Origin of the sequence: Streptomyces sp. IBSBF 3136 (genome assembly GCF_036815105.1) — a bacterium.
Classification (GTDB): Bacteria; Actinomycetota; Actinomycetes; order Streptomycetales; family Streptomycetaceae; genus Streptomyces.
The window spans coordinates 1-23,473 of sequence record NZ_JAJSZC010000061.1 but is presented as its reverse complement, the minus strand read 5'-3'; the positions used below and the strand labels follow the sequence as shown (position 1 = coordinate 23,473).

Annotated in this window: 24 protein-coding genes; 15 read left to right on the top strand and 9 right to left on the bottom strand. The window is 72.9% G+C overall.

Annotation, left to right across the window (positions count from 1 at the left end):
* Entirely contained in the window at positions 1-282 is a 282-nt protein-coding gene (locus V7E45_RS15775) for an HPr family phosphocarrier protein (protein ID WP_333774790.1), read from the bottom strand.
* Positions 283-461: 179 nt separating this feature from the next.
* On the opposite strand from V7E45_RS15775, the gene V7E45_RS15770 reads away from it, so the two are divergent.
* The 4 genes from V7E45_RS15770 (at position 462) to V7E45_RS15755 (ending at position 5,896) form a co-directional block, all read left to right on the top strand.
* Positions 462-3,281, top strand: coding sequence for a bifunctional acetate--CoA ligase family protein/GNAT family N-acetyltransferase (locus tag V7E45_RS15770; RefSeq protein ID WP_333774789.1), 2,820 nt, complete (start codon positions 462-464; stop codon positions 3,279-3,281).
* A gap of 146 nt (positions 3,282-3,427) precedes the next feature.
* The gene (locus V7E45_RS15765; protein WP_333774788.1) at positions 3,428-4,015 is read left to right on the top strand and encodes a DUF5998 family protein; all 588 of its coding nucleotides are present in this window, start codon (positions 3,428-3,430) and stop codon (positions 4,013-4,015) included.
* Positions 4,015-5,205, top strand: a complete 1,191-nt coding sequence (locus V7E45_RS15760) for an alkaline phosphatase family protein (RefSeq protein ID WP_333774787.1) — start codon at positions 4,015-4,017, stop codon at positions 5,203-5,205. The genes V7E45_RS15765 and V7E45_RS15760 overlap by 1 nt, the downstream gene beginning before the upstream one ends.
* Positions 5,206-5,245: 40 nt before the next feature.
* Positions 5,246-5,896 carry a thymidine kinase gene (locus tag V7E45_RS15755; protein WP_333774786.1) on the top strand — a complete coding sequence of 217 codons (651 nt, stop codon included), beginning with the start codon at positions 5,246-5,248 and terminating at the stop codon, positions 5,894-5,896.
* Positions 5,897-5,980: 84 nt separating this feature from the next.
* Here V7E45_RS15755 and V7E45_RS15750 read toward each other — a convergent pair whose 3' ends face one another.
* The 3 genes from V7E45_RS15750 to V7E45_RS15740 all read right to left on the bottom strand — a co-directional run bounded on the left by V7E45_RS15750 (position 5,981) and on the right by V7E45_RS15740 (position 8,301).
* The gene (locus tag V7E45_RS15750) at positions 5,981-6,856 is read right to left on the bottom strand and encodes a PhzF family phenazine biosynthesis protein (RefSeq protein WP_333774785.1); all 876 of its coding nucleotides are present in this window, start codon (positions 6,854-6,856) and stop codon (positions 5,981-5,983) included.
* Between the two features lie 70 nt (positions 6,857-6,926).
* Positions 6,927-7,160 (bottom strand): hypothetical protein, encoded by a 234-nt coding sequence (locus tag V7E45_RS15745; RefSeq protein ID WP_333774784.1) that lies wholly within the window; start codon positions 7,158-7,160, stop codon positions 6,927-6,929.
* Positions 7,161-7,509: 349 nt separating this feature from the next.
* Positions 7,510-8,301: a VOC family protein gene (locus V7E45_RS15740; RefSeq protein ID WP_333774783.1), complete on the bottom strand. Its 792-nt coding sequence runs from the start codon at positions 8,299-8,301 to the stop codon at positions 7,510-7,512.
* 318 nt (positions 8,302-8,619) lie between these two features.
* Here V7E45_RS15740 and V7E45_RS15735 point away from each other — a divergent pair, with 318 nt between their 5' ends.
* Positions 8,620-9,471 carry a sulfurtransferase gene (locus tag V7E45_RS15735; RefSeq protein ID WP_333774782.1) on the top strand — a complete coding sequence of 284 codons (852 nt, stop codon included), beginning with the start codon at positions 8,620-8,622 and terminating at the stop codon, positions 9,469-9,471.
* A gap of 77 nt (positions 9,472-9,548) precedes the next feature.
* On the opposite strand, the gene sepH is transcribed toward V7E45_RS15735, so the two are convergent.
* Positions 9,549-10,589: a septation protein SepH gene (gene sepH / locus V7E45_RS15730; protein ID WP_333774781.1), complete on the bottom strand. Its 1,041-nt coding sequence runs from the start codon at positions 10,587-10,589 to the stop codon at positions 9,549-9,551.
* A 479-nt stretch (positions 10,590-11,068) separates the two neighbouring features.
* On the opposite strand from sepH, the gene V7E45_RS15725 reads away from it, so the two are divergent.
* Positions 11,069-11,866, top strand: coding sequence for a hypothetical protein (locus V7E45_RS15725; RefSeq protein WP_333774780.1), 798 nt, complete (start codon positions 11,069-11,071; stop codon positions 11,864-11,866).
* On the opposite strand, the gene V7E45_RS15720 is transcribed toward V7E45_RS15725, so the two are convergent.
* Complete coding sequence (locus V7E45_RS15720) at positions 11,790-13,109, bottom strand: D-arabinono-1,4-lactone oxidase (protein ID WP_333774779.1); 1,320 nt, start codon at positions 13,107-13,109, stop codon at positions 11,790-11,792. The genes V7E45_RS15725 and V7E45_RS15720 overlap by 77 nt on opposite strands.
* On the bottom strand, positions 13,069-14,307 hold the full coding sequence (locus tag V7E45_RS15715) for an MFS transporter (protein WP_333774778.1): 1,239 nt from the start codon (positions 14,305-14,307) through the stop codon (positions 13,069-13,071). The genes V7E45_RS15720 and V7E45_RS15715 overlap by 41 nt, the downstream gene beginning before the upstream one ends.
* A gap of 172 nt (positions 14,308-14,479) precedes the next feature.
* On the opposite strand from V7E45_RS15715, the gene V7E45_RS15710 reads away from it, so the two are divergent.
* Together V7E45_RS15710 and V7E45_RS15705 are read left to right on the top strand one after the other, a co-directional pair.
* A complete protein-coding gene (locus V7E45_RS15710) occupies positions 14,480-15,607 on the top strand; it encodes a ferrochelatase (protein WP_333774777.1) in 1,128 nt (375 codons plus the stop codon).
* Positions 15,608-15,615: 8 nt separating this feature from the next.
* Positions 15,616-16,434 carry an inositol monophosphatase family protein gene (locus V7E45_RS15705; RefSeq protein ID WP_333774776.1) on the top strand — a complete coding sequence of 273 codons (819 nt, stop codon included), beginning with the start codon at positions 15,616-15,618 and terminating at the stop codon, positions 16,432-16,434.
* A gap of 76 nt (positions 16,435-16,510) precedes the next feature.
* On the opposite strand, the gene V7E45_RS15700 is transcribed toward V7E45_RS15705, so the two are convergent.
* Positions 16,511-16,684 carry a hypothetical protein gene (locus tag V7E45_RS15700; RefSeq protein WP_167381439.1) on the bottom strand — a complete coding sequence of 58 codons (174 nt, stop codon included), beginning with the start codon at positions 16,682-16,684 and terminating at the stop codon, positions 16,511-16,513.
* 414 nt (positions 16,685-17,098) lie between these two features.
* Here V7E45_RS15700 and V7E45_RS15695 point away from each other — a divergent pair, with 414 nt between their 5' ends.
* The 4 genes from V7E45_RS15695 to V7E45_RS15680 all read left to right on the top strand — a co-directional run bounded on the left by V7E45_RS15695 (position 17,099) and on the right by V7E45_RS15680 (position 20,665).
* Positions 17,099-17,752: a response regulator transcription factor gene (locus V7E45_RS15695; RefSeq protein WP_003993508.1), complete on the top strand. Its 654-nt coding sequence runs from the start codon at positions 17,099-17,101 to the stop codon at positions 17,750-17,752.
* A gap of 6 nt (positions 17,753-17,758) precedes the next feature.
* A complete protein-coding gene (locus V7E45_RS15690) occupies positions 17,759-19,006 on the top strand; it encodes a sensor histidine kinase (RefSeq protein WP_333774775.1) in 1,248 nt (415 codons plus the stop codon).
* Between the two features lie 392 nt (positions 19,007-19,398).
* The gene (locus tag V7E45_RS15685; RefSeq protein WP_005481602.1) at positions 19,399-19,695 is read left to right on the top strand and encodes a DUF4193 domain-containing protein; all 297 of its coding nucleotides are present in this window, start codon (positions 19,399-19,401) and stop codon (positions 19,693-19,695) included.
* A gap of 13 nt (positions 19,696-19,708) precedes the next feature.
* On the top strand, positions 19,709-20,665 hold the full coding sequence (locus V7E45_RS15680; protein WP_333774774.1) for a hypothetical protein: 957 nt from the start codon (positions 19,709-19,711) through the stop codon (positions 20,663-20,665).
* A 167-nt stretch (positions 20,666-20,832) separates the two neighbouring features.
* Here the strand turns inward: V7E45_RS15680 and V7E45_RS15675 are convergent, their stop codons facing one another.
* The gene (locus V7E45_RS15675) at positions 20,833-21,300 is read right to left on the bottom strand and encodes a DUF3093 domain-containing protein (RefSeq protein ID WP_333774773.1); all 468 of its coding nucleotides are present in this window, start codon (positions 21,298-21,300) and stop codon (positions 20,833-20,835) included.
* A gap of 58 nt (positions 21,301-21,358) precedes the next feature.
* Between V7E45_RS15675 and V7E45_RS15670 the strand changes: the two genes are divergently transcribed.
* The 3 genes from V7E45_RS15670 to V7E45_RS15660 are packed head-to-tail and all read left to right on the top strand — an operon-like array spanning position 21,359 to position 23,281.
* Positions 21,359-21,943, top strand: coding sequence for a PaaI family thioesterase (locus tag V7E45_RS15670; RefSeq protein WP_333774772.1), 585 nt, complete (start codon positions 21,359-21,361; stop codon positions 21,941-21,943).
* Positions 21,940-22,518, top strand: coding sequence for a dUTP diphosphatase (gene dut, locus V7E45_RS15665; RefSeq protein WP_333774771.1), 579 nt, complete (start codon positions 21,940-21,942; stop codon positions 22,516-22,518). The genes V7E45_RS15670 and dut overlap by 4 nt, the downstream gene beginning before the upstream one ends.
* Position 22,519: 1 nt before the next feature.
* Positions 22,520-23,281, top strand: coding sequence for a DUF3710 domain-containing protein (locus V7E45_RS15660; RefSeq protein ID WP_333774770.1), 762 nt, complete (start codon positions 22,520-22,522; stop codon positions 23,279-23,281).
* Positions 23,282-23,473: the final 192 nt, after the last annotated feature.

Sequence of the window (23,473 nt, the reverse complement as noted above, 5' to 3'; positions counted from 1 at the left end):
TCAGACGGTCTCGGGGAGTTCCTCGAGGCCCTCGGCGACCAGCTTGGCCAGCCGGTCGAGGGCGGCGTCGGCGCCCTCGGCGTCGGAGGAGAGCACGATCTCCTCGCCGCCCTGGGCGCCCAGGCCCAGGACAGCCAGCATGGAGGCCGCGTTGACGGGGTTGCCCCCGGCCTTGGCGATCGTCACCGGGACGCCTGTGGCCGTGGCGGCTCGGACGAAGATGGAAGCGGGGCGGGCGTGGAGGCCCTCGGCCCAGCCGACGTTGACGCGGCGCTCAGCCATGTGTTGCTGCCCTTCACTGTCTCAGGGTTGTCTAGACCAGTTTCCCATATCGCGAAGCGTGCCCCGAGCGGTCCCTCGTCCCGCTCCGGTGTGTCGCCGGACCGCGGCCTCGGTCCGGCCGGCCGTCCTCCACAGACTGCCTCGCGCCGTTGTCGGACGCGAGCCGTACTCTGGGGCCCATGCAGAGCCCGGCGGACCGGCAGGACCGGCACGAGTACCCCGCCCACTGGGAGGCGGACGTAGTGCTGCGCGACGGGGGCACCGCGCGCATCCGGCCCATCACCAGCGACGATGCCGACCGTCTGGTCAGCTTCTACGAGCAGGTCTCGGACGAGTCGAAGTACTACCGCTTCTTCGCGCCCTACCCGCGACTGTCCGCCAAGGACGTCCACCGCTTCACCCACCACGACTTCGTGGACCGGGTGGGACTCGCGGCCACCATCGGCGGCGAGTTCATCGCCACCGTACGCTACGACCGCATCAACCCGAACGGCATGCCGGCCTCCTCGCCAGCCGACGAGGCCGAGGTCGCCTTCCTGGTGCAGGACGCCCACCAGGGCCGCGGGGTCGCCTCCGCCCTCCTGGAGCACATCGCGGCCGTCGCCCGCGAGCGCGGCATCCGCCGCTTCGCCGCCGAGGTGCTGCCCGCCAACACCAAGATGATCAAGGTGTTCACGGACGCCGGCTACACCCAGAAGCGCAGCTTCGAGGACGGCGTCGTACGCCTGGAGTTCGACCTCGAACCCACCGACCGCTCGCTCGCCGTGCAGCGCGCGCGGGAGCAGCGCGCCGAGGCACGCTCGGTACGGCGGCTGCTGGCCCCTGGCTCGGTGGCGGTCGTCGGCGTCGGCCGCGCGCCCGGGGGAGTGGGCCGAAGCGTCCTTCGCAACATCCGGGACGCCGGCCACCCCGGCCGCCTGTACGCCGTGAACAAGGCGTTCCCCGAGGACCTGGAGGAGGTCGACGGCGTGCCCGCCCGCCGCTCGGTGCGGGACATCGACGGCCCGGTGGACCTCGCCGTCGTCGCCGTCCCCGCCGACCGGGTGCCCGCCGTGGTCGCCGAGTGCGGCGAACACGGCGTGCAGGGGCTGGTGGTGCTATCCGCCGGGTACGCGGAGAGCGGGCCCGAGGGGCGCGAGCGCCAGCGGGCCCTGGTACGGCTCGCCCGCGCGTACGGCATGCGGATCATCGGCCCCAACGCCTTCGGTGTCATCAACACCGCGCCCGGGGTGCGGCTGAACGCCTCGCTCGCCCCCGAGATGCCCCGTCCGGGCCGCATCGGCATGTTCGCGCAGTCCGGGGCCATCGGCATCGCCCTGCTGTCCCGGCTGCACCGGCGCGGCGGAGGGGTCACCGGGGTCACCGGCGTCTCCACCTTCGTGTCCGCCGGCAACCGCGCCGACGTCTCCGGCAACGACGTCCTGCAGTACTGGTACGACGACCCCGACACCGACGTCGCCCTCATGTACCTGGAGTCCATCGGCAACCCGCGCAAGTTCACCCGCCTCGCCCGGCGGACCGCGGCGGCGAAGCCGCTGGTCGTGGTGCAGGGCACCGGCACCGCGCCGCAGGGCCACGCGGTCCGCGCCACCCGGCTGCCGCACGACACCGTCTCCGCGCTGCTGCGGCAGGCCGGAGTGATCCGGGTGGACACGATCACCGAGCTGGTCGACGCGGGCCTGCTCCTCGCCCGGCAGCCGCTGCCCGCCGGACCGCGCGTGGCGATCCTCGGCAACTCCGAGTCGCTGGGCGTCCTCACCTACGACCGCTGTCTGGCCGAGGGGCTGCGCCCGGCCCGCCCGGTGGACCTGACGACGGCGGCCACTGCGGAGGACTTCCGCCGGGCGGTCGGGCAGGCCCTGGCCGACGACACCCACGACGCCGTCGTCGTCACGGTGATCCCCGCGATCGGCGAGGGCGCGCCGGGCGACGCCGAGCTGGCGCAGGCCCTGCGGGCCGCGGCCGCCGCGGTGCCCGGCAAGCCGGTGCTGGTGGTGCACGTCGAACTCGGCGGACTCGCGGAGGCACTCTCGGCCGCGGCGAGCACCGCCCCCCAGGCCGCCGACCGGCAGGCTCAGGCCCCGGACCCGGCGGACCGGCCGGCCGCCGAGCTGCCGGCGACACCCCCCGACGGCACGCACCTCATCCCCGCCTACCCCGCCGCCGAACGCGCGATCCGCGCCCTGGCCGAGGCCGTCAGGTACGGGCAGTGGCGCCGGGAGGCCGCCGACCCCGGCCGGGTCCCGGAGTACGACGACATCGACGAGAAGGGCGCCGCCCGGCTGATCCAAGGCCTGCTGGAGCGCGGCCAGGGACTCACCATCGGGCAGGAGGAGACCTGCGAGCTGCTCGCCGCCTACGGCATCCAGGTCCGCCGGGCGCTGCCCGCACCGTCCCCGGACGAGGCCGCCGACGCCGCCCGCGCCCTCGGCTACCCGGTCGCCCTCAAGGCCACCGCCCCGCACCTCAGGCACCGCGCTGACCTCGGCGGCGTCCGCCTCGACCTCGCGGACGAGGATCAACTGCGCCGCGCGTACACCGAGTTGACCGAGCTGTTCGGCAAGCCCGAAGAGCTGCGCCCGGTGGTGCAGGGCATGGCGCCGCGCGGGGTCGACACCGTCGTACGCGCCGTGATCGATCCGGCGGCCGGCGCCGTGCTGTCCTTCGGGCTCGCCGGTGCCGCCTCGCAGCTGCTCGGCGACATGGCCCACCGGCTGGTCCCGGTCACCGACCGGGAGGCGACCTCGCTGGTGCGCTCGATCCGCACGGCACCACTGCTGTTCGGCTGGCGCGGCTCCACCCCGGTGGACACCCCCGCGCTGGAGGAGCCGCTGCTGCGGCTCTCCCGGCTGGTCGACGACCACCCGGAGGTCGTCGCGGTCACCCTGGAACCGGTCGTCGTCGCCCCGCACGGCGCGAGCGTCCTCGGCGCCACCGTACGGCTCGCGCCGCCGCCCGCCCGCGACGACCTCGGCCCGCGCACGATGCCGGCGTACTGACCGGCCGAGGGGGGAATCACAGGGGAGATCGCCGGCCGCCGGGCGGCGCGGTGCCCGTCCCGGGCGCCGGCGTGCGGGCGGGCGGGCCGCCCCGGGTGCCCACGACTGGCCCGGACCGCCCTTGCCCACGGATTAGGATGGACGCCATGGCCAAGACCAGTACGACGACCCAGGGGCTGCGCGCGGCGATCGAGCGCAGCGGCTACTACCCGGCCCTCGTGGCCGAGGCGGTGGAGGCCGCTGTGGGCGGCGAGCCCATCCGGTCGTACCTGGTCCACCAGGAGACCACGTTCGACCAGAACGAGGTGCGCCGGCACGTGACCGTCCTGGTCCTCACCGGCAACCGCTTCATCGTCAGCCACACCGACGAGCAGGCCGCCGACACCACCTCCCCGACGCCGTACGCCACGACGTCCACGGAGTCCGTCAAGCTCGGCCGGATCTCGTCGGTCGTGGTCAGCAGGGTGGTCGCCAACCCCGAGCAGTACACGCCGGGCACGCTGCCCCGCGAGGTCGTCCTGACCATCGGCTGGGGCGCGGTCAGCCGCATCGACCTGGAGCCCGCCGCCTGCGGCGACGCCAACTGCGAGGCCGACCACGGCTACACCGGCAGCTCCACGGCGGACGACCTCAGCCTGCGGGTCAGCGAGGCCGGGGACGGCCCGGAGACGGTGCGCCAGGCGCTCGCCTTCGCTCAGTCCATCTCCGAGGCGACCGCGGACGTCACACGCTGATGGCCCTGCCCTCCCCCTGGGACCACCCCGAACCGCTCGCCCTGGAGACGGCTCCGCTGCCCGAGTACGGCAGCGGTTCGCTGGCCGACCTCCTCCCCACGCTGGCCGCCGGCCTCGGCGTCCCCGGCACGACCGCCACGATCACGGAACTGACCCCCGCCGACCGGGTCTGCGTCTTCCTGGTCGACGGGCTCGGCTGGGAGCAGCTCAGGGCGCACCCCGACGAGGCGCCCTTCCTGACCTCGCTGCTCGGCAGCTCGCGCGGCGGCACCGGCCGCCCGCTCACCGCCGGCTACCCGGCGACCACCGCGACCTCCCTGGCCTCCGTCGGCACCGGCCTGCCGCCGGGCGCCCACGGCCTGCCCGGCTACAGCGTCCGCAACCCGGCCACCGGCGAGCTGATGAACCAGCTCCGCTGGCAGCCGTGGACCTCCCCGCGGACCTGGCAGCCGTACCCCACGATCTTCCAGCTGGCCCACGACGCCGGGGTGCACGCCGCCCAGGTGTCCTCGCCCACCTTCGAGCGCACCCCGCTCACCAAGGTCGCGCTCAGCGGAGGCGCCTTCCACGGGCGGCTGTCCGCCGAGGAACGCATGGACCTCGCGGCCGGGCAGCTCGCCGCCGGCGACCGCTCCCTGGTGTACACGTACTACGCCGAACTGGACGGCGCCGGGCACCGCTACGGCGTCGCCTCCGACACCTGGCGCGGTCAGCTGATGTACGTCGACCGGCTCGCCCAGCGCCTCGCCGAGCAGCTGCCGCCGCGCAGCGCGCTGTACGTCACCGCCGACCACGGCATGGTCGACGTCCCGTTCGACGAACAGCACCGCATCGACTTCGACGAGGACTGGGAGCTGCGCGCCGGCGTCGCCCTGCTCGGCGGGGAGGGCCGGGCACGGCACGTGTACGCGGTCCCGGGCGCGGCGAACGACGTCCTGACGGTGTGGCGCGAGGTGCTCGGCGAGCAGTTCTGGGTGGCCTCGCGGGACGAGGCGATCGAGGCCGGCTGGTTCGGGCCGCACATCGACGAGCGGGTGTACGCGCGCCTCGGCGACGTGATCGCGGCCGCGCACGACGACGTGCTGATCATCGCGTCCGAGCGGGAGCCCAAGGAGTCGGCGCTGGTCGGCAACCACGGTTCGATGACCCCCGCGGAGCAGCTGGTCCCCCTGCTCGAAGTACGCTCCTGAGACCCCCTGCCCGCCCCCGCCGAAAGGTGCTCATCCCCTCATGCCCGAGCTGGTGTTCTTCTCCGGAACGATGGACTGCGGGAAGTCGACCCTGGCTCTGCAGATCGAGCACAACCGCTCCGCACGTGGCCTCGTCGGCATGATCTTCACCCGGGACGACCGGGCCGGCGAGGGCAAGCTGTCCTCCCGCCTCGGCCTGGTCACCGACGCCGTGGAGGTCGAGGACGGCCAGGACCTGTACGCCTACGTCGTCGACCACCTCTCCCAGGGCGGCCGCGCGGACTACGTGATCGCGGACGAGGCGCAGTTCCTCGCGCCGGAGCAGATCGACCAGCTCGCGCGCGTGGTGGACGACCTCGGCATGGACGTGTACGCCTTCGGGATCACCACCGACTTCCGCTCCAAGCTCTTCCCAGGTTCCCAGCGGCTGGTGGAGCTGGCCGACCGCATCGAGGTCCTCCAGGTCGAGGCGCTGTGCTGGTGCGGCGCCCGGGCCACGCACAACGCCCGCACGGTCGGCGGGCAGATGGTCGTCGAGGGCGCCCAGGTGGTCGTCGGCGACGTCAACCAGGCCGCGGGCGAGGTCGGCTACGAGGTCCTGTGCCGCCGCCACCACCGCCGCCGGATGACCGCCGCGACGTCCCGCGCCGCGGCCCTGTCCCCGGACGTGCTGCCCATCACCACGGCCTGACCCCGGTCGGGAGCCGCAGCCGTTCGGCGCCGAGCCCACCGGCCGGCGCTCGAAGACCGTCCGCGGGGGCGCGGCGCCGACGCTTCAGCCGATGCGGGCTCCCGCGCCGCCGACCCGGACGCGCGGGTCGCCCGCGCGCAGCGTCACGGTCAGCTCGCCGGGACGGCCCAGGTCCTCGCCCTGGTGCAGGGTGAGGACGGCGTCCTCGGGAACCAGGCCCAGCTCACGGGCGTACGCACCGAACGCGGCGGCCGCCGCGCCGGTCGCCGGGTCCTCGACGACGCCGCCGACGGGGAACGGGTCACGGACGTGGAAGACGGCGGCCGACTCCCGCCACACCAACTGGACCGTGGTCAGGTCCAAGCGGTGCATCAGGGCTTCGAGGCGCGTGAAGTCGTACGCGAGGTCCGCGAGGCGGGCACGGGTCGCCGCCGCGAGGACGAGATGGCGGGCGCCGGCGAACGCGACGCGGGGCGGGAAGGCCGGGTCGAGGTCGGCGGCCGGCCAGTCCAGCGCGGCGAGCGCCTCCGCGAGGTCGGCGTCGGCGACCTCCTCGACGCGCGGCTCGACGCTGGTGAGCGTGGCCCTGACCGTCCCGCCTTCCTCGGTCACCTCCACCGGCACGGTTCCCGCGCGCGTAGCGAACACCAGCTCCCCGGGACCGATCCGCTCGGCGAGCGCGAGAGCGGTCGCCACGGTGGCGTGCCCGCAGAAGGGCACCTCGGCCTTGGGACTGAAGTAGCGGATGCCGTACGCCCGCCCCTCCCGGCCGCCGAGACCTTCCGGGGGCGCGGTCAGGAACGCGGACTCCGAGTACCCGAGCTCGGCGGCGATGGCCAGCATGTCGTCGTCGTCTAGTCCGGTGGCCTCCAGCACGACACCGGCGGGATTCCCGCCGGCGGGGTCACTGGAGAAGGCGGTGTAGCGCAGTACCTCGGGCCGCGGCGCGTTCGTCGTCATGGTCGCGGCAACACGGAGCGGCCTCGCGGCTATTCCGCGGACGGCGCATCGTGGACCAAGCGACCTCAACTCACGTGGCGTCGGTCTGGAGGTCGTCGTCCCGGTCGGTCGCCGGCGCGGTCGGCAGCGGCATCCCGTACTTGTCGCACAGGAAGCGGGTCTGGCAGTACCGCTGGGCGTCGGCGGCCACCCTGCCGAGGACCGCGCTGTTCACGCCGGCACCGATGAAGACACCTACGAACGGCACGGCCTTGGCGACGGTTCCGACCGGCACTCTGGAGCCGGTCGGGCCCAGCTCCTGCATCAACAGCCCGCCTTCCGGAAGTCATCGATGCGTTTCGAATTGATGGCGGCTCTTCTGCGAGCCGACCTGCAGCCCGAAGCTCCGCGCTGGTGGATGTCAGCTGCCGGACCGGTCAGGGGCTTTCGCGCACACCGACCTCCGTGCCGGGGCGGCCCGTCTTCTCGAGATCGATCACACCCTGCCGGCGAAGGCCGACCACCTCTACCGCGTTCTCTCCGAGCCGCCGGCGGAGGCATGGTCGGCCGAGGCCATGAGCGAGGTCTTCCCGGTCGAGGTCATCTGGCGCACCTCAGTCGGCTGGGACGGCGAGGGAGCGAAGGTGGCATTGGCCGACGAGTAGGGATGCGGCTCAGTGCGGATTCTCGATCACCGAGAACACCGCCCCCTCCGGGTCCGCGACCGCGGCGACCCGGCCGTGCTCGCTGTCGTGGGCCGGGCCGAGCACCCGGCCGCCCAGCTCCGTGACCTGGCGCAGGGTCTCGTCGACGTCGGCGACCTCGAAGTAGGTGAGCCAGTGCGAACCACGGTCGCGCGGCAGCGCGTGTCCCACGCCGTGCAGACCGGCCACCGGGCGGCCGCCGAGGTCCAGGACCACGTGGTCGAAGTCGGTGGACACCACCGGCTCCTCCTCGTACCCGAACACCGTCTCGTAGAACTTGGCGACGCTCTCGGTCTCGAAGGTCAGCAGTTCGTTCCAGGCGGGCGTGCCCGGGACGCCGCTGAGCGTCGCGCCGAGGTGGGGCGCCCCCTGCCAGATGCCGAACACCGCGCCGGAGGTGTCGGAGGCGATGGCCATCCGCCCGGCCTCGGCCGCGTCCAGCGGCCCTACCGCCACCGTGCCGCCGCACAGCCGGACCTGGTCGGCCGTCCGGTCCACGTCGTCCGAGGCGAAGTAGGGGGTCCAGGCGACCGGCAGTCGCTGGTCCGGCGTCAGCCGGCCGATGCCCGCCACATCCCGCCCGTCCAGCAACGCCCGCACATACGGGCCGAGCTGCTGCGGTCCCGGCCGGAACTCCCAGCCGAACAGGGCCCCGTAGAACTCCTCGGTCGCGGCCAGTTCGTGCACCATCAGGCTCACCCAGCAGGGTGTGCCGGGCGCGCGACGCGCGCGTGGACCGGCCGGCTCCCGTGCCTCGGTCATCGATCACTCTCTCCCCGGCCCCTCGCGGTGGCCGTGTCGCATCCGCTCCCGGACGGTGCGTGCCGCTGCGCGTGCTCGCCCGTGCCGGTACCCACATCCCCCGAGGTGCTGCTCGCCGGGTCGCGCCGATCGCCCGGTGCCCTCTTCGGAAGGATGCCCGATCGGCCGTCTTTCGCCGCTTCACGACGATGGCCGACGGGTGTTCGACAGTTGTACAGCGTGTGCCCGATCCCGTACGCCTGGTGATCGAGCCTGTCCGGCCGAGCAGAGTAGCCGTACCTGGACGCCGCGGCCACCCCTGGCGTAAGGATGGATGTCATGACAGCCATCATCACCGCAACCGAACTCGCCGAGGACCTGGCCGGACAGGCCCCGCCGGTCCTGCTGGACGTCCGCTGGCAGTTGAGCGTGGCGAAGGCGGCGGGCGCCCCCGCCTTCGACGGCCGGGCCGAGTACGCGGCCGGGCATCTTCCCGGCGCGGTCTTCGTCGACCTGGACCGGGAGCTGGCCTCCGCCGCCGGGGAGCACGGCCGACATCCCCTGCCCGATCTCGCGGAGTTCGGCGCGGCCATGCGCCGCGCGGGCGTGTCGTCGGACCGGCCGGTCGTCGTCTACGACGGCGGACAGGGCTGGGCGGCGGCGCGCGCGTGGTGGCTGCTGCGCTGGACGGGTCACCCGGACGTGCGGGTCCTCGACGGCGGGTTGCCGTCCTGGCGGGGTGAGTTGTCGACGGAGCCGGCCGCCCCGGCCGAGGGCGACTTCGAACCGGCCCCCGCCGCGGCCGGGTTGCTGGACGCGGACGCGGCCGCCGCCCTGGCCCGCTCGGGTGTGCTGCTCGACGCCCGTGCGGGGGAGCGGTACCGCGGTGAGGTGGAGCCGATCGACCGGGTCGGCGGGCACATCCCGGGCGCGGTGTCGGCGCCGACGACCGAGAACGTGGGCCCGGACGGCCGTTTCCTGCCCGCGGCCGACCTGCGCGACCGCTTCAAGGCCCTGGGCGTGTCCGAGGAGGCGCCGGTGGGTGTCTACTGCGGCTCGGGTGTCTCGGCCGCCCACGAGGTGCTGGCCCTGGCGGTGGCGGGCGTTCCGGCGGCGCTCTACGTGGGCTCCTGGTCGGAGTGGTCGGCGGATCCGACCCGTCCGGTCGCGGTGGGGCCCGACCCGCAGTAGGCACGGCGAAGTGGGGGCACGCGCGCGTACCCCCACTTCCACTTCACCCGTCACTTTCAGACGGACGTACGTCCGGTTTACTCCTGCTTCTTGCGCCGCGTGCCGAACACGATCTCGTCCCAGCTCGGGACCGCCGCACGGCGGCCCGGGCGGACGCCGTCGGCCTCGGCCTGCCGGTCGGTGGACCCGATGAGCCGGTCGCGGTGGCTGCCGACGGAGCGCGGCATGAGGACGTCCGCGTAGGCCGAGCCGGCCGAGGCCGCGGGCGCCGGCGGCTCCTCCGCCTCGGGCTCCTCGACGGGCTCGTCCGTCACCTCCGCGGGCCGTTCCGGTACGACCAGGTCGCCCCGGAAGCTCGGCACCGCCTCCAGCAGGCTGGTCAGCGAGTCGCGTTCGCCGGTGCTCTCCTCGGCGGGCTCGGACGCCTGCGCCGGCAGGCTCGGCCGCTCCCGGTCGACGCGGTCGAGCGTGCGGTCCAGCGGACGGTCGCGCGGCAGCCGGGCGATGCGCGGCACGAACGGGAAGCTCGGCTCCGCCACCGCGAGGTCGTCGGACTCGCCGATCAGTGAGCGGGCCTCGTCGTCCACGGCCTGGACGAGCCGCCGGGGCGGGTCGTAAGTCCAGCTCGCCGAGTGCGGCTCGCCGGCTACCAGGTAGACGAGGAGGACCTCCCAGGTGCCGTCGTCGCGGCGCCAGGAGTCCCACTGCACGGTGTCCTTCTCGGCGCCGCGCAGCAGCAGCCGTTCCTGGACGGCCTCGCCGAGCAGCGGACCCGAGTTCTCACCGGGGCGGCGGACCGGGGTCTTGCGGGCGCGCTCGGCCATGAAGGCGCGCTCGGCCAGCACCGGACCCTCGAAGCGCCGTACCCGGTCGACGGGGATGCCGGCGAGCTGGGCGACCTCTTCCGCGGTGGCACCGGCTCGTATACGCGCCTGGATGTCCCGGGGGCGGAGATGGCTCTCCACCTCGATCTCGATCTGGCCGAGGCGGGGCCGGTCGCCGCGGACGGCGGCGCGCAGCCGCTCGTCGATCGGAAGCGTGTACTCCGTAGAGTCGGCAGCCTTCAGCACCAGCCGTGTGCCGTCATTCGAGACGGCCACGACACGCAGTTCGGGCATGGGGACCTCCCGGGTGGTGCCTGCCGACGTCACGTGCGTCGCTGCTTCCGCTAGTCGAGTGTGGCCTGCCCGGGTGCAGCCTGCCACAACCTTGCCGAGTTGCCCGGCGTGTCGGGCACGGGCCCTGGATCGCCGTTATGGCACGGTTACCTGTTCGCAACGCTAAGTGACAAACTCCGTCACCCTGTGCAACTAGCCCCCTCCCGGCGGTCCTGCGAGGCCGCGGACACCCTGGTGGGGGACCGGACCCAGGGCTCGCAACAGTACTCCATTTGGACCATGTGCGTGGATGGGCACGCCGTCCAACTTCTCGCAAGGGACGTGACTTGGCCGCCCGCAACCGGTTTCGGCGATCATGAAGGTGGCGAACTTCACGCAATCCCCAGAAACGGAACTAATGGTTTCGTTCGCGCGTCCCTTTCTCGTGCAGACGATCCATCAAGTCGTTCAAGTGCGGGAAAGGGAGGCAAGTTCCGGGTATGCGTGAAACGCCCGATGCGGGTCGCAAGCGGATCGACCTGAGCGTTCCCCAGGTCGCCGGCAGCGCCCTCGCGGCGGTCGTGGCGGCCAAACTGGCCTCGTACTTCGGGGTGTACGGCACGATCCTCGGCGCCGGGGTGGTCAGTGTGGTCGCCACCTGCGGCGGCACCCTCTTCCAGCATTTCTTCCGTCGTACGGGTGAACAGCTGAGAGAAGGGAAACCGTCCGTCCGCCCCCGGCTGGAAGGGACACCCGCTCCGGGCGGGTTCACCGAGGGGACCGTGTACCGGGCCCGGACGCGGACCTGGCGGCGCCCGGTCGTCGCGGCCGCCGTCGTCTTCGCGGTCACCATGGCCGGCATCACGACGTACGAGCTGGTGTCCGGCAACAGCTTCAGCGGCGGCAGGGGCACCACGGTCAGCGACGCGGTCGGCGACCGCGGCCGGTCCGCGCCGAAGACCGGCGGGACCGGGCCGGCCGCCCGGCCCTCGGCACCCGCCTCCGCGCCGTCCGCCGAGTCGCCCACGTCCGGCACTTCGGAAGGAGCCGCCGGATCCGACGGGTCGGCCGGGTCCGGCGGGTCGCCCTCGGGCGCGCCCTCCGCGGGCACCGCGGGCGGCGGCGCGGACTCGAACGCGACGCCCGCGACGCCCGCGCCGACCGGATCGGCGAGCCCGGGCGGCGACCCGGCACCCGCGCCGAGCGGGTCCACGGCGGCCACTACGCCCCCAGGACCCTCCGCAAGTAGTCGTTCTGGAACAGGCGTTCCGGGTCCAGCCGGTCCCGCAGCGCCGTGAACTCGCCGAAGCGCGGATACACCCGGGAGAAGTACTCCGCGTCCCGGGTGTGCACCTTGCCCCAGTGCGGCCGGCCCTCGTGCGCCGTGAAGATGCGCTCGGCCGCCGTGAAGTAGGCGTGGTACGGCGTGCCCCGGAACATGTGGACGGCGATGTACGCGCTGTCGCGCCCGGAGGCCGTGGACAGGGTGATGTCGTCGGCGGGGGCGGTGCGCACCTCCACCGGGAAGCTGACGCGCAGCCCGGAGCGGTCGACCATGGTCCTCAGCTCGCGCAGCGTGTCGGCGAGGGCCGCGCGCGGGACGGCGTACTCCATCTCCACGAAGCGCACCCGGCGCGGCGAGGTGAACACCTTGTAGGGGATGTCCGTGTACGTCCGCGGCGACAGGGCCTTGCTGGATATCCGGGCGATGGCCGGGACGGCCGCGGGCGCCCCGCGGCCCACCCACTGGGCCACCTGGAAGACGCCGTTGGAGAGGAACTCGTCCTCGAGCCACCCGGCCAGCCGCCCCACCGGCTGCTCCGGGCCCGCGCTGCGGTTGTTCCGCTTGGTGTTCGTGTTGCCGGTGTGCGGGAACCAGTAGAACTCGAAGTGCTCGTTCTCGGCCCACAGTTGGTCGAACTCGGCCAGCACCCGGTCGAAGGCCATCGGCTCCTCGCGGGCGTTGAGCAGGAAGAGGGGCTCCACGGCGAAGGTGATCGCGGTGACGATGCCGAGCGCCCCCAGGCCGATGCGGGCGGCCGCGAAGACCTCCGGGTTCTCCTTCTCGGAGCAGGTCAGCACCGAGCCGTCCGCCGTGACGAGTTCGAGTCCCCTGATCTGGGCGGCGATCGAGCCGGACTCGCGGCCGGTGCCGTGCGTGCCCGTGCTGACGGCGCCCGAGACGGTCTGCTCCATGATGTCGCCCATGTTGGTGAGCGACAGGCCCTCGCGCGCCAGCGCGGCGTTGAGCCTCTTGAGCGGGGTGCCGGCCTCGACCGTCACGGTCATGGCGTCCCGGTCGATGCCGCGGATGCCGGCCAGCAGCTGCGGGCGGATCAGCACGCCGTCGGTGGCGGCGATGGACGTGAAGGAGTGCCCGGTGCCGACCGCCTTCACCTTCAGGCCGTCCTCGGCGGCTCGGCGCACCGCGGCCACCAGCTCCTCCACCGAGGCCGGTTCGACCTGCCGGGCGGGACGGGCGGTGACGTTGCCGCCCCAGTTACGCCAGGTGCCGTTCTTCGCGCTCACTGTGGTGCTCAACGGTGCCTCCCCGCCCCGCGGCCGGCCTGCGCAGCCGGCGGAACCCGAGGAAACCGACCACGACCGCGACGGCCCCGGACACGGCCGGGACCCCGTACCCGGCCCGCGCGCCGGCTGCGTCGATCACCCAGCCGGCCACGGAGGAGCCGAGCGCGACGCCGACCGCGAGGCCGGTGCTCACCCAGGTCATGCCTTCGGTGAGCTTCGCGCGAGGTACGTGCTCTTCGATGAGGGACATCGTCGTGATCATCGTCGGCGCGATGGACAGCCCCGCAACGAACAGCGCCACGGCCAGAAGCGGCAGGTTTCCGACCAGTAGGAGGGGGATCATACTCACGGCCGTCGCCGCCACGCCCAGCAGCCAGCGGCGTTCCGGCGCCCCGGCGAACCGCATCAGCCCGAAGACCGCGCCCGCCAGGCAGGAGCCGGCCGCGTACAGCGCCAGCACGACGCTCGCGGCGCCCTTGTGGCCGCGCTCGTCGGCGAAGGCCACCGTGACCACGTCGACGGACCCGAAGATCGTCCCCGTCGCCACGAAGGTGAGCACCAGCACCTGGAGCGGGGCCGAGCGCAGCGCGCTGCCGCCGGCGTGGTGCTCGCCCGGGTGCGGCTCCGGCTCGGTGGCCCGCTGGGCGGTCAGCCAGAAGACACCGGCGGCCAGGAAGCCGGCGGCCAGCAGGGGGCCCGCCTCCGGGAACCAGGCCGTGCACAGGCCGATGGAGATGATCGGCCCGAAGATGAAGCAGGCCTCGTCGACCACCGACTCGAACGAGTAGGCGGTGTGCAGTTTCGGCGTGCCCCGGTACAGGGCGGCCCAGCGGGCCCGGATCATCGCGCCCAGGCTCGGCACCGAGCCGATGCCGGCGGCGCACACGAACAGCACCCAGTCCGGCCACCTGAAGTGCGCGGCCAGCAGCAGCCCGGCCGCGGCCGTCAGCGCCGCCAGGGTCGCGGGGCGCAGCACCCGCCGCTGCCCGTGCCGGTCGACCAGCCGGGAGATCTGCGGGCCGATCACGGCGGCGGACAGGGCGATGGTGGCCGACAGCGCGCCCGCGAGGCCGTAGCGCCCGGTGAGCTGGGAGACCATCGTGACCACGCCGATGCCCATCATCGACAGCGGCATGCGGCCGAGGAAGCCCGCTGCGGAGAAGCTCTTGGTGCCGGGCTCGGCGAACAGGGCGCGGTAGGGGCTGGGCACGTGGTCTCCGGGAAGGATCAGTAAGGCGCGACTGCGGCTGATACAGCTTACGAGTTAGGTGACCCTAATTGCACCGGTGGCGACGGCGGGAGAATTCCCGCCGAACCGGCCGCAACCCGACTCTCCACCGCACCGTGTCCCCGCTGTCGGTGCCGGATGGGAGGATCAAGACATGCCAGACGCGCTCGATGCCAGCCCCTACGACGCCCTGCTCCTGCTCTCCTTCGGCGGCCCCGAGGGCCCGGATGACGTGGTCCCGTTCCTGGAGAACGTCACCCGCGGCCGTGGCATCCCGAAGGAACGCCTGAAGGAAGTCGGACAGCACTACTTCCTGTTCGGCGGGGTCAGCCCCATCAACGACCAGAACCGCGCCCTGCTGGCCGCGCTGCGCGAGGACTTCGCCGGGCACGGTCTCGACCTGCCGGTCTACTGGGGCAACCGCAACTGGGCGCCGTACCTGACGGACACCCTGCGCGAGATGACCGCCGACGGCCGCCGCCGCGTCCTGGTGCTCGCCACCAGCGCCTACGCCTCCTACTCCGGCTGCCGCCAGTACCGCGAGAACCTCGCCGACGCGCTGGCCGCCCTCGAGGCGGAGGGCCTCCAGCCGCCGAGGGTCGACAAACTGCGGCACTACTTCAACCACCCCGGCTTCGTCGAGCCCATGATCGAAGGCGTGCTGCGCTCGCTCGCCGACCTCCCCGAGGAGGTCCGCGACGGCGCCCACATCGCCTTCACCACCCACTCCATCCCGACCTCAGCGGCCGACACCTCCGGCCCGGCCGAGGCCCACGGCGACGGCGGCGCCTACGTCGGGCAGCACCTGGAGGTGGCCCGGCTGATCGCCGAAGCGGTCCGTGAGCGCACCGGGGTCGACCACCCCTGGCAGCTCGTCTACCAGTCCCGCTCCGGCGCCCCGCACATCCCCTGGCTCGAGCCGGACATCTGCGACCACCTCCAGGAGCGGCACGCCGCCGGCGTCCCGGCCGTCGTCATGGCCCCGATCGGCTTCGTCTCCGACCACATGGAGGTCCTCTACGACCTCGACACCGAGGCCACGGCCAAGGCGGAGGAGCTCGGCCTGCCCGTGCGCCGCTCGGCCACCGTGGGCGCCGACCCGCGGTTCGCCGCCGCCGTCCGCGACCTGATCCTGGAGCGGGCCGGCGCGGAGCGCGGCCAGGAGGTCACCCGCTGCGCCCTGGGCGCCCTCGGCGCTAGCCACGACCTCTGCCCGGTCGGCTGCTGCCCCGCCCGTGCCCCCCGCCCCGCGGCCGCGGGCGCCGACAGCCCCTACGCGTGAGGAGCCCCGTGACCGACGCCGCCCCGCACCGGGAACTGCTCGACCTGGCCCTGGAGGCCGCCGCCCGGGCCGGTGAGCTGCTGCGCGACGGCCGCCCCGCCGACCTCGCGGTGGCCCGCACGAAGTCGAGCCCCATCGACGTCGTCACCGAGATGGACATCGCCGCCGAGAAGCTGATCACCGATCTGATCTCCGGGCGCCGCCCCGACGACGGTTTCCTCGGCGAGGAGGGCGCCTCCGTGGCGGGCACGAGCGGCGTCCGCTGGGTGATCGACCCGCTCGACGGCACCGTGAACTACCTGTACGGGCTGCCGACCTGGGCGGTGTCCATCGCGGCCGAACAGGACGGCGAGACCGTCGTCGGGGTCGTCGCGGCCCCGATGCGCGGCGAGACCTACCACGCGGTACGCGGCGGCGGCGCCCGCGCGACCGGCGCCTGGGAGGGCGAGCGCGCGCTGTCCTGCCGCCCCGCGCCCCCGCTGGACCAGGCGCTGGTCTCCACCGGCTTCAACTACGTCGCCGCGGTCCGCGCCCACCAGGCCGAGGTGGCCGGCCGGCTCATCCCGCTGCTGCGCGACATCCGGCGCAGCGGCTCGGCCGCCGTCGACCTGTGCGACGTGGCCTGCGGCCGCCTCGACGGCTACTACGAGCGAGGACTCAACGCCTGGGACGTCGCGGCGGGCGACCTGATCGCCCGCGAGGCCGGCGCCCTGACCGGTGGAAGGCCCGGAGAGCGCCCGGGACGCGACCTGACGGTGGCGGGCACTCCCGGCGTGTTCGAGCCCCTCCAGCGGCTGCTGGAGGACTTCGGGGCCTGGCACGACTGACCCGCTCGGGGGCACACGCAAAAGCGGGACCCCCGGCGCTGGATTCGCCGGGGGCCCCGCTCGTGCGCTCAGCCGGTCAGACGCGTGACGCGCCGACTTCCACACCGTGTTCGGCGGCGAGGCGGCGCAGGTCGTCAAGCTCTGCCTGCTCCACCTCCACGAGGAAGTCGTCGCCCTCGTCACGAGCCCGCGACAGGTCGGACTCGGTCGCCTTTATGCGCTGGAGAAGCCCTGCGGTGAATGCGTCCATGCTGCGCCCCCTCGTCCTGGGTCGTGGGTCGGGTGGCACGGGGGTGTGCCGTTCGGGAGGGGCGATCACGTCTTACGCAGGTGCCCAGCGCAGCCCGGCCGGGCGGCGACGGTGCCGGACACCCGCGCCCGCTCTGCGGAAGCGGAGCGCGATGTACCGCATGGTGTTGCGGCACGTGCAGAGCGTGATCGCGGGGTGTAAAGCCGTCCTCCCCCCGGTCCCTTCCGCGGAAACCTCAACCGCTCGAAAAAGTCCCGCATTCCCGGGCCCGTGACCGGATGTCTGCCGCCCGAACCCCGCCTTACAGCCGACTTATGGCCGAAAAGGGCAGGATGGAGGTCACATCCCACGGACACCCCTGCCCGCGCGCGCCCACGGCGCGCAGCGCGGGTGGACACAGGAAGGACAAGCGACGTGCGCGTACTCGTCGTCGAGGACGAGCAACTGCTCGCCGATGCGGTGGCCACCGGACTGCGCCGGGAGGCCATGGCCGTCGACGTCGTGTACGACGGTGCGGCCGCCCTCGAACGCATCGGCGTCAACGACTACGACGTGGTCGTCCTCGACCGCGACCTCCCGCTCGTGCACGGCGACGACGTCTGCCGCAAGATCGTGGAGCTGGGCATGCCCACGCGCGTGCTCATGCTCACCGCCTCCGGCGACGTCAGCGACCGCGTCGAGGGCCTGGAGATCGGCGCCGACGACTACCTTCCCAAGCCGTTCGCGTTCAGCGAGCTGATCGCGCGCGTGCGGGCCCTGGGGCGCCGCACCAGCGTGCCCCTGCCGCCGGTCCTGGAGCGCGCGGGCATCAAGCTCGACCCCAACCGCCGCGAGGTCTTCCGCGACGGCAAGGAGGTGCAGCTCGCGCCCAAGGAGTTCGCCGTCCTCGAGGTCCTGATGCGCAGCGAGGGCGCGGTCGTCTCGGCCGAGCAGCTCCTGGAGAAGGCCTGGGACGAGAACACCGACCCGTTCACCAACGTCGTGCGCGTGACCGTCATGACGCTGCGCCGCAAGCTCGGCGAGCCGCCCGTGATCGTCACGGTGCCCGGCTCCGGATACCGGATCTGATCCGCCGTGGCCGCGACACCCGCGCCGCCCCAGGCGCCCCCGAAACCCACCTGGGACCCCAGGAGGCCGCAGCCGCCCTTCCCGTGGCTGCGCCCGACCATCCGCATACGGCTCACGCTGCTCTACGGCGGTATGTTCCTGATCGCCGGCATCCTGCTGCTGTCGATCATCTATCTGCTGGCCGCGCAGGCGATCAGCAGCGGCAACCAGCCGCTGTTCAAGATCGTCAGCTTCCAGAAGCTCCAGGTGTCCAGCGACAACTGCCCGGCGATCAACACCAACAGCCTGCCGCTGCAGGACTTCAGGGACGCCATCGCGCACTGCATGGACCAGCAGCGCCAGACGGCACTCGACGACCTGCTCAGCCGCTCGCTGCTGGCCCTGCTGGGCCTCGCCGTGATCGCCTTCGCGTTCGGCTACGCGATGGCCGGCCGCGTGCTCTCGCCGCTCGGCCGGATCACCCGCACCGCGCGCGCGGTGGCCGGCTCGGACCTGTCCCGCCGGATCGAGCTGGACGGTCCTGACGACGAGCTCAAGGAGCTGGCGGACACCTTCGACGACATGCTGGAGCGCCTGCAGCGGGCCTTCACCGCCCAGCAGCGCTTCGTCGGCAACGCCTCCCACGAGCTGCGCACCCCGCTCGCGATCAACCGCACGCTGCTGGAGGTGCACCTGTCCGATCCGGGCGCCCCGGTCGAGCTGCAACAGCTGGGCAAGACGCTGCTGGCCACCAACGAGCGCAGCGAGCAGCTGGTGGAGGGGCTGCTGCTGCTCGCCCGCAGCGACAACCAGATCGTCGAGCGCAAGCCGGTCGACCTGGCGGAGGTGGCCGGCCAGGCCATCGACCAGGTGCACGCGGAGGCGGAGGCCAAGGGCGTCAAGATCCGCGGCGAGCGCAAGTCCGCCGTGGTGCAGGGCAACGGAGTGCTGCTGGAGCGGATCGCGCTGAACCTGGTGCAGAACGCGGTGCGCTACAACGTGCCCGATGACGGCTGGGTCGAGGTCGACACCCAGGTCGAGCACGGGCAGGCGGTGCTCACGGTGTCGAACACCGGCCCGGTGGTACCGGCGTACGAGATCGACAACCTCTTCGAGCCCTTCAGGCGGCTCCGCACGGAGCGCACGGGCAGCGACAAGGGCGTCGGCCTCGGCCTGTCCATCGTGCGGTCCGTGGCCCGCGCACACGGCGGCCACATCGTCGCGCGGCCCCGTGAGGGCGGGGGTCTGGTGATGCGTGTCACCATGCCGTTGTGACCCCGGTCCGACACTCGCGGAAGATGTTCGCTTTGCGCGGAATTTTCTGACCGCCGTTCGGGGTTCCATCTGTGTGATCAATCACATGGGCGGATTTCCGGCCATGCACTCTCCGTGATCATGTCAGGGCCGCAAAGCCGGGAAAATCCCTGTTTTCAGGGCTCTTGATCACGGGAAGTACACGGTGAGGCGCCTTTGAGGTGCGGCATTCGAACCGTGTACGGTCCACACCGCCATCCAAGCCGATCACTCTCGGGAGATCGGGTCGGGTGTCGATTGAGTAACAGACCTTGATGTGAGGCAAAATCTCCGCCTCAGGTCGGGCACAAGTCCGGCCTCTCACGCGTTACGTGCGCTGGAGACACCGCAGACACCCAGAGGGGGAGAGCGACATGGCAACCGATTACGACACTCCACGCAAGACCGACGACGACGTCGACTCGGACAGCCTTGAAGAGTTGAAGGCCCGCCGGAACGACAAGTCCACCTCAGCGGTGGACGTCGACGAGTTCGAGGCCGCGGAAGGCCTCGAACTCCCGGGCGCCGACCTCTCGAACGAGGAGCTGGCCGTCCGTGTGCTGCCCAAGCAGCAGGACGAGTTCACCTGCATGAGCTGCTTCCTGGTGCATCACCGCAGCCAGCTGGCCAGGGAGAAGAACGGTCAGCCGATCTGCCGCGACTGCGACTGAGGACGGGTCGGCCGTGACTGGCTCGACCCCTCCACGGAAGCGCCGCTTCTCCAGACGGGGAGCGGACAAGGGGCCGTACGACGGCCCGCACCGCGCGCGTGACGACGAGCGGGGCTCACCCGAAGCGGGAGCCTCGCTCGAGCCGGCGTCCGGCCACGACCAGCCGGCGCCGGACGCACAGCCCGCGCCCGTCGCCCGGCGACGGGTCGCGGTGGTCCGGGACAAGGCCCGGCAACTGGCCCGGGAAGGCGCCCGTAAGGGCGGCAGCCGGGCTCGGGCGGGGCTGTCCCACCTCGCGGACCGCATCATCGAGATCGCCCCGCGTATCCCCGTACGCGACCTCGCGACCCTGCGCAGACAGTTCCCGGGCCTGGGACCCGAGCAACTCGCCGACAAGCTCGTCGCGGGCGCGGCGGCCGGGACCTCGACCGTCGGGGCCGGGATCGGCGCCGCGGCGATGCTGCCGGTCCCGCCGGCGATGCCGACCGAGCTGGCCGCGGAGATCACCGGCGTGGCGGCGATCGAGCTGAAGCTGATCGCCGAACTGCACGAGGTGTACGGCGTACGCCCGCAGGGGAACCTGAAGGTCCGCAGCACCGCGTATCTGTCCTCCTGGTCGGGGGAGCGCGGGATCAACGTGATGAGACCGTCGACCGTCGACGCGGCCCTCGGCGGCCAGATGAAACGCGAACTGCGGCAGCAGATCATGAAGCGGATGGTCAGGGACCTGCCCAACCTGATGCCGTTCATGGTGGGCGCCGCGGTGGGCGCGGCCATGAACCGCCGGGACACCAAGAAGCTCGCCGCGCGGATCCGGGCGGATCTGCGCAAGGTCCAGGTGCCGTGGGACGAGCTGCCGGCGCTCCCGGCGCTGGAGCGTCCCGAGCACCCGCTGAACCTGGCCGACCTTCCCGAGGTGCTGGGCGACCGCCCCACCGGGGAGACCGGCCCCGACGGCGACAGGCCCTGAGGGCCTGTCGCGAAAGTGGTCCTCTGCCGTGCGACGCCCGGCACGCGGCCGCCCTCCGGGCGACGAGGCCACTTTCCCGACAGCCCCTAGGTCGGCCGACCGGGTCCACCTCGCCGCGGTCCGCCCCGAGGTCGACCCGCCCCGGCCCCGGTCGACCGCGACCGGCCCTAGGCCGCCTGCTCGCTGCGGGCCGCCTCGATCGCCGCCGCCAGCCGCTCCGGCTCCCGCGTCGACAGGTACAGGTACGGCGTCGGGTCCTCCGGGTCGGTGACCTCCACCCGCAGTGCCCCGGGGATGTAGGCGCGCAGCAGCAGGAAGGCGCGGGTGTCGGCCTTGTAGGTGCGCCAGGCGCGCGCCTCCTCCGCGTCCAGCACCTCCGACTCGCCCAGCGCCGAGACCGGGATCCGTGCCTCGCCCGCGATCAGGGAGTCACCCACGACCCGGATGCGTGGGGAGCCGTAGGCGCTGGCCACCACCGCGGCCGCGGCCGTGCCGCCCACCAGGCCGCCGAGCAGCGGCAGCGTGCCGAAGGGGAGCAGGATCAGGGCGAACGAGACGCCCACGAGGAGACTGATCAGCCACCACGAGCGGGGGGCGGTGAGGCGTTCTTCGTAGGGGGTGGCGGAGTGCTGCATGGAGCCAAGCTTGGCACGGTATCCGCAACCCGCCGACGCGCGGGTAAGGTCTGCGGACGTGAGTGGTAGTTCCGCAGCTCTTCAGCCTCCCGCCGACGCGGTGAAACCCGTACGGCACCCCGACGCTCCCGCCCCCGGCGAGCTTCTCGGCGCCCACTACGAACACTGTTTCGGATGTGGGCACGAGCAGCCGCACGGGCTGCACCTGGAGGCACGCGCCGGCGAGGGCGTCTCGCTGACCGCCGAGTTCACCGTCCAGCCCGCCCACCAGGGCGCCCCCGGCCTCGCGCACGGCGGGGTGCTGGCCACCGCCCTCGACGAGACCCTCGGCTCGCTGAACTGGCTGTTGCGCACCATCGCCGTCACCGGCCGGCTGGAGACGGACTTCGCGCGGCCGGTCCCGGTGGGCACCACGCTGCACCTGGAGGCGGAGGTCACCGCCGTGGCCGGGCGGAAGATCTACTCCACCGCCACCGGTCGGATCGGCGGCCCCGAGGGCCCCGTCGCCGTGCGCGCCGACGCCCTCTTCATCGAGGTGAAGGTCGACCACTTCATCGACCACGGCCGCGCCGAGGAGATCAAGGCGGCCATGAGCGACCCCGACCAGGTACGGCGCGCCCGCGCCTTCGAGGTGAACCCGTGACGCACGACGCCGGCACGGCACCCGGTGCCCGGGCCCCCCTGAACGTGCTGATCCGCCGCGTCGACGCGGACGTACCGCTCCCGGCGTACGAGCACCCGGGCGACGCCGGGGCCGATCTGCGCACCACCGAGGCGTGCGAACTGGCGCCCGGCGAGCGGGCCGTACTGCCCACGGGAGTGTCGATCGCCCTCCCCGAGGGGTACGCGGCCTTCGTGCACCCGCGGTCCGGGCTGGCCGCCCGCTGCGGTGTCGCCCTGGTGAATGCCCCGGGGACGGTTGATGCCGGGTACCGTGGGGAGATCAAGGTGATCGTGGTGAATCTCGACCCGCGCGAGTCCGTGCGGTTCGAGCGCTTCGACCGGATTGCCCAACTGGTCGTCCAGCAGGTCGAGAGGGTCCGCTTCCGGGAGGTCGCGGAGCTTCCCGACTCCGCGCGGGCCGAAGGGGGCTTCGGGTCCACCGGTGGCCATGCCGCGGTGGGCGACGAGAGCGGCACAAGCGGTCGGGCCGCCGATGGCGGTCCGACGGGTGGGAATCGATACGCTTCGGTCGTATCCGACCGGGAAGGACAGTGACGTGTTCGGACGTCGCAACAAGAAGGGTGCCGCCGAGGACGCGGCCGGCGAGGCCGAGCAGGTCGTCGACAGCGTCGACACCGAGGCGGACGAGGTGGAGGCCGAGCGCGAGCGCGTCCGGCTGGAGCCCGAGCCCAGGCCCGACGGGCCGTGGGACAGCAGCGAGGTGCGCGACCCGGGCGAGGGGCGTGTCGACCTCGGCGGTCTGTTCGTGCCGGGCGTCGACGGCATGGAGCTGCGGGTCGAGGTGGCCGGTGACGCGATCGTCGCGGCGACCGTCGTGCTGCGCGACAGCGCCGTCCAGCTGCAGGCCTTCGCCGCACCCAAGCGTGAGGGCATCTGGGGCGAGGTCCGCGAGGAGATCGCGGGCGGCATCACCCAGCAGGGCGGCATCGTCGACGAGGTCGAGGGTCCGCTGGGCTGGGAACTGCGCGCCCAGGTGCCGGTACAGCTGCCGGACGGCACCGGCGGCTTCCAGGTCGTGCGGTTCGTCGGTGTGGACGGCCCGCGCTGGTTCCTGCGCGGTGTGATCTCCGGCCAGGGCGCCGTCCAGCCGCAGGCCGCCGGTCTGCTGGAGCAGATCTTCCGGGACACGGTCGTGGTCCGCGGCGAGGGCCCGATGGCGCCCCGCGACCCGATCGTCCTGAAGCTGCCGAACGACGCCCAGATGGTTCCCGAGGGCGTCCAGCAGGAGGAGGGCTCGCGCTTCTCCGGCGGCATGGGCCAGCTCCAGCGGGGACCGGAGATCACCGAGGTCCGCTAGACACTTCCGCTCGACGAGCGGTGCGAGGGCCGTACCCCCGGCGGGGTACGGCCCTTACGCGTGCCGGAGGAGTCGCCGTGGGGCACGCGGGCGGAACCGGACCGTTGAACGGCCGGGCGCCCCGCGGGGATACTGACGCCCGGTCCGACGAGGGACCACGGGGAACGCGGGGACCGGGGGACCGAGGGGCCC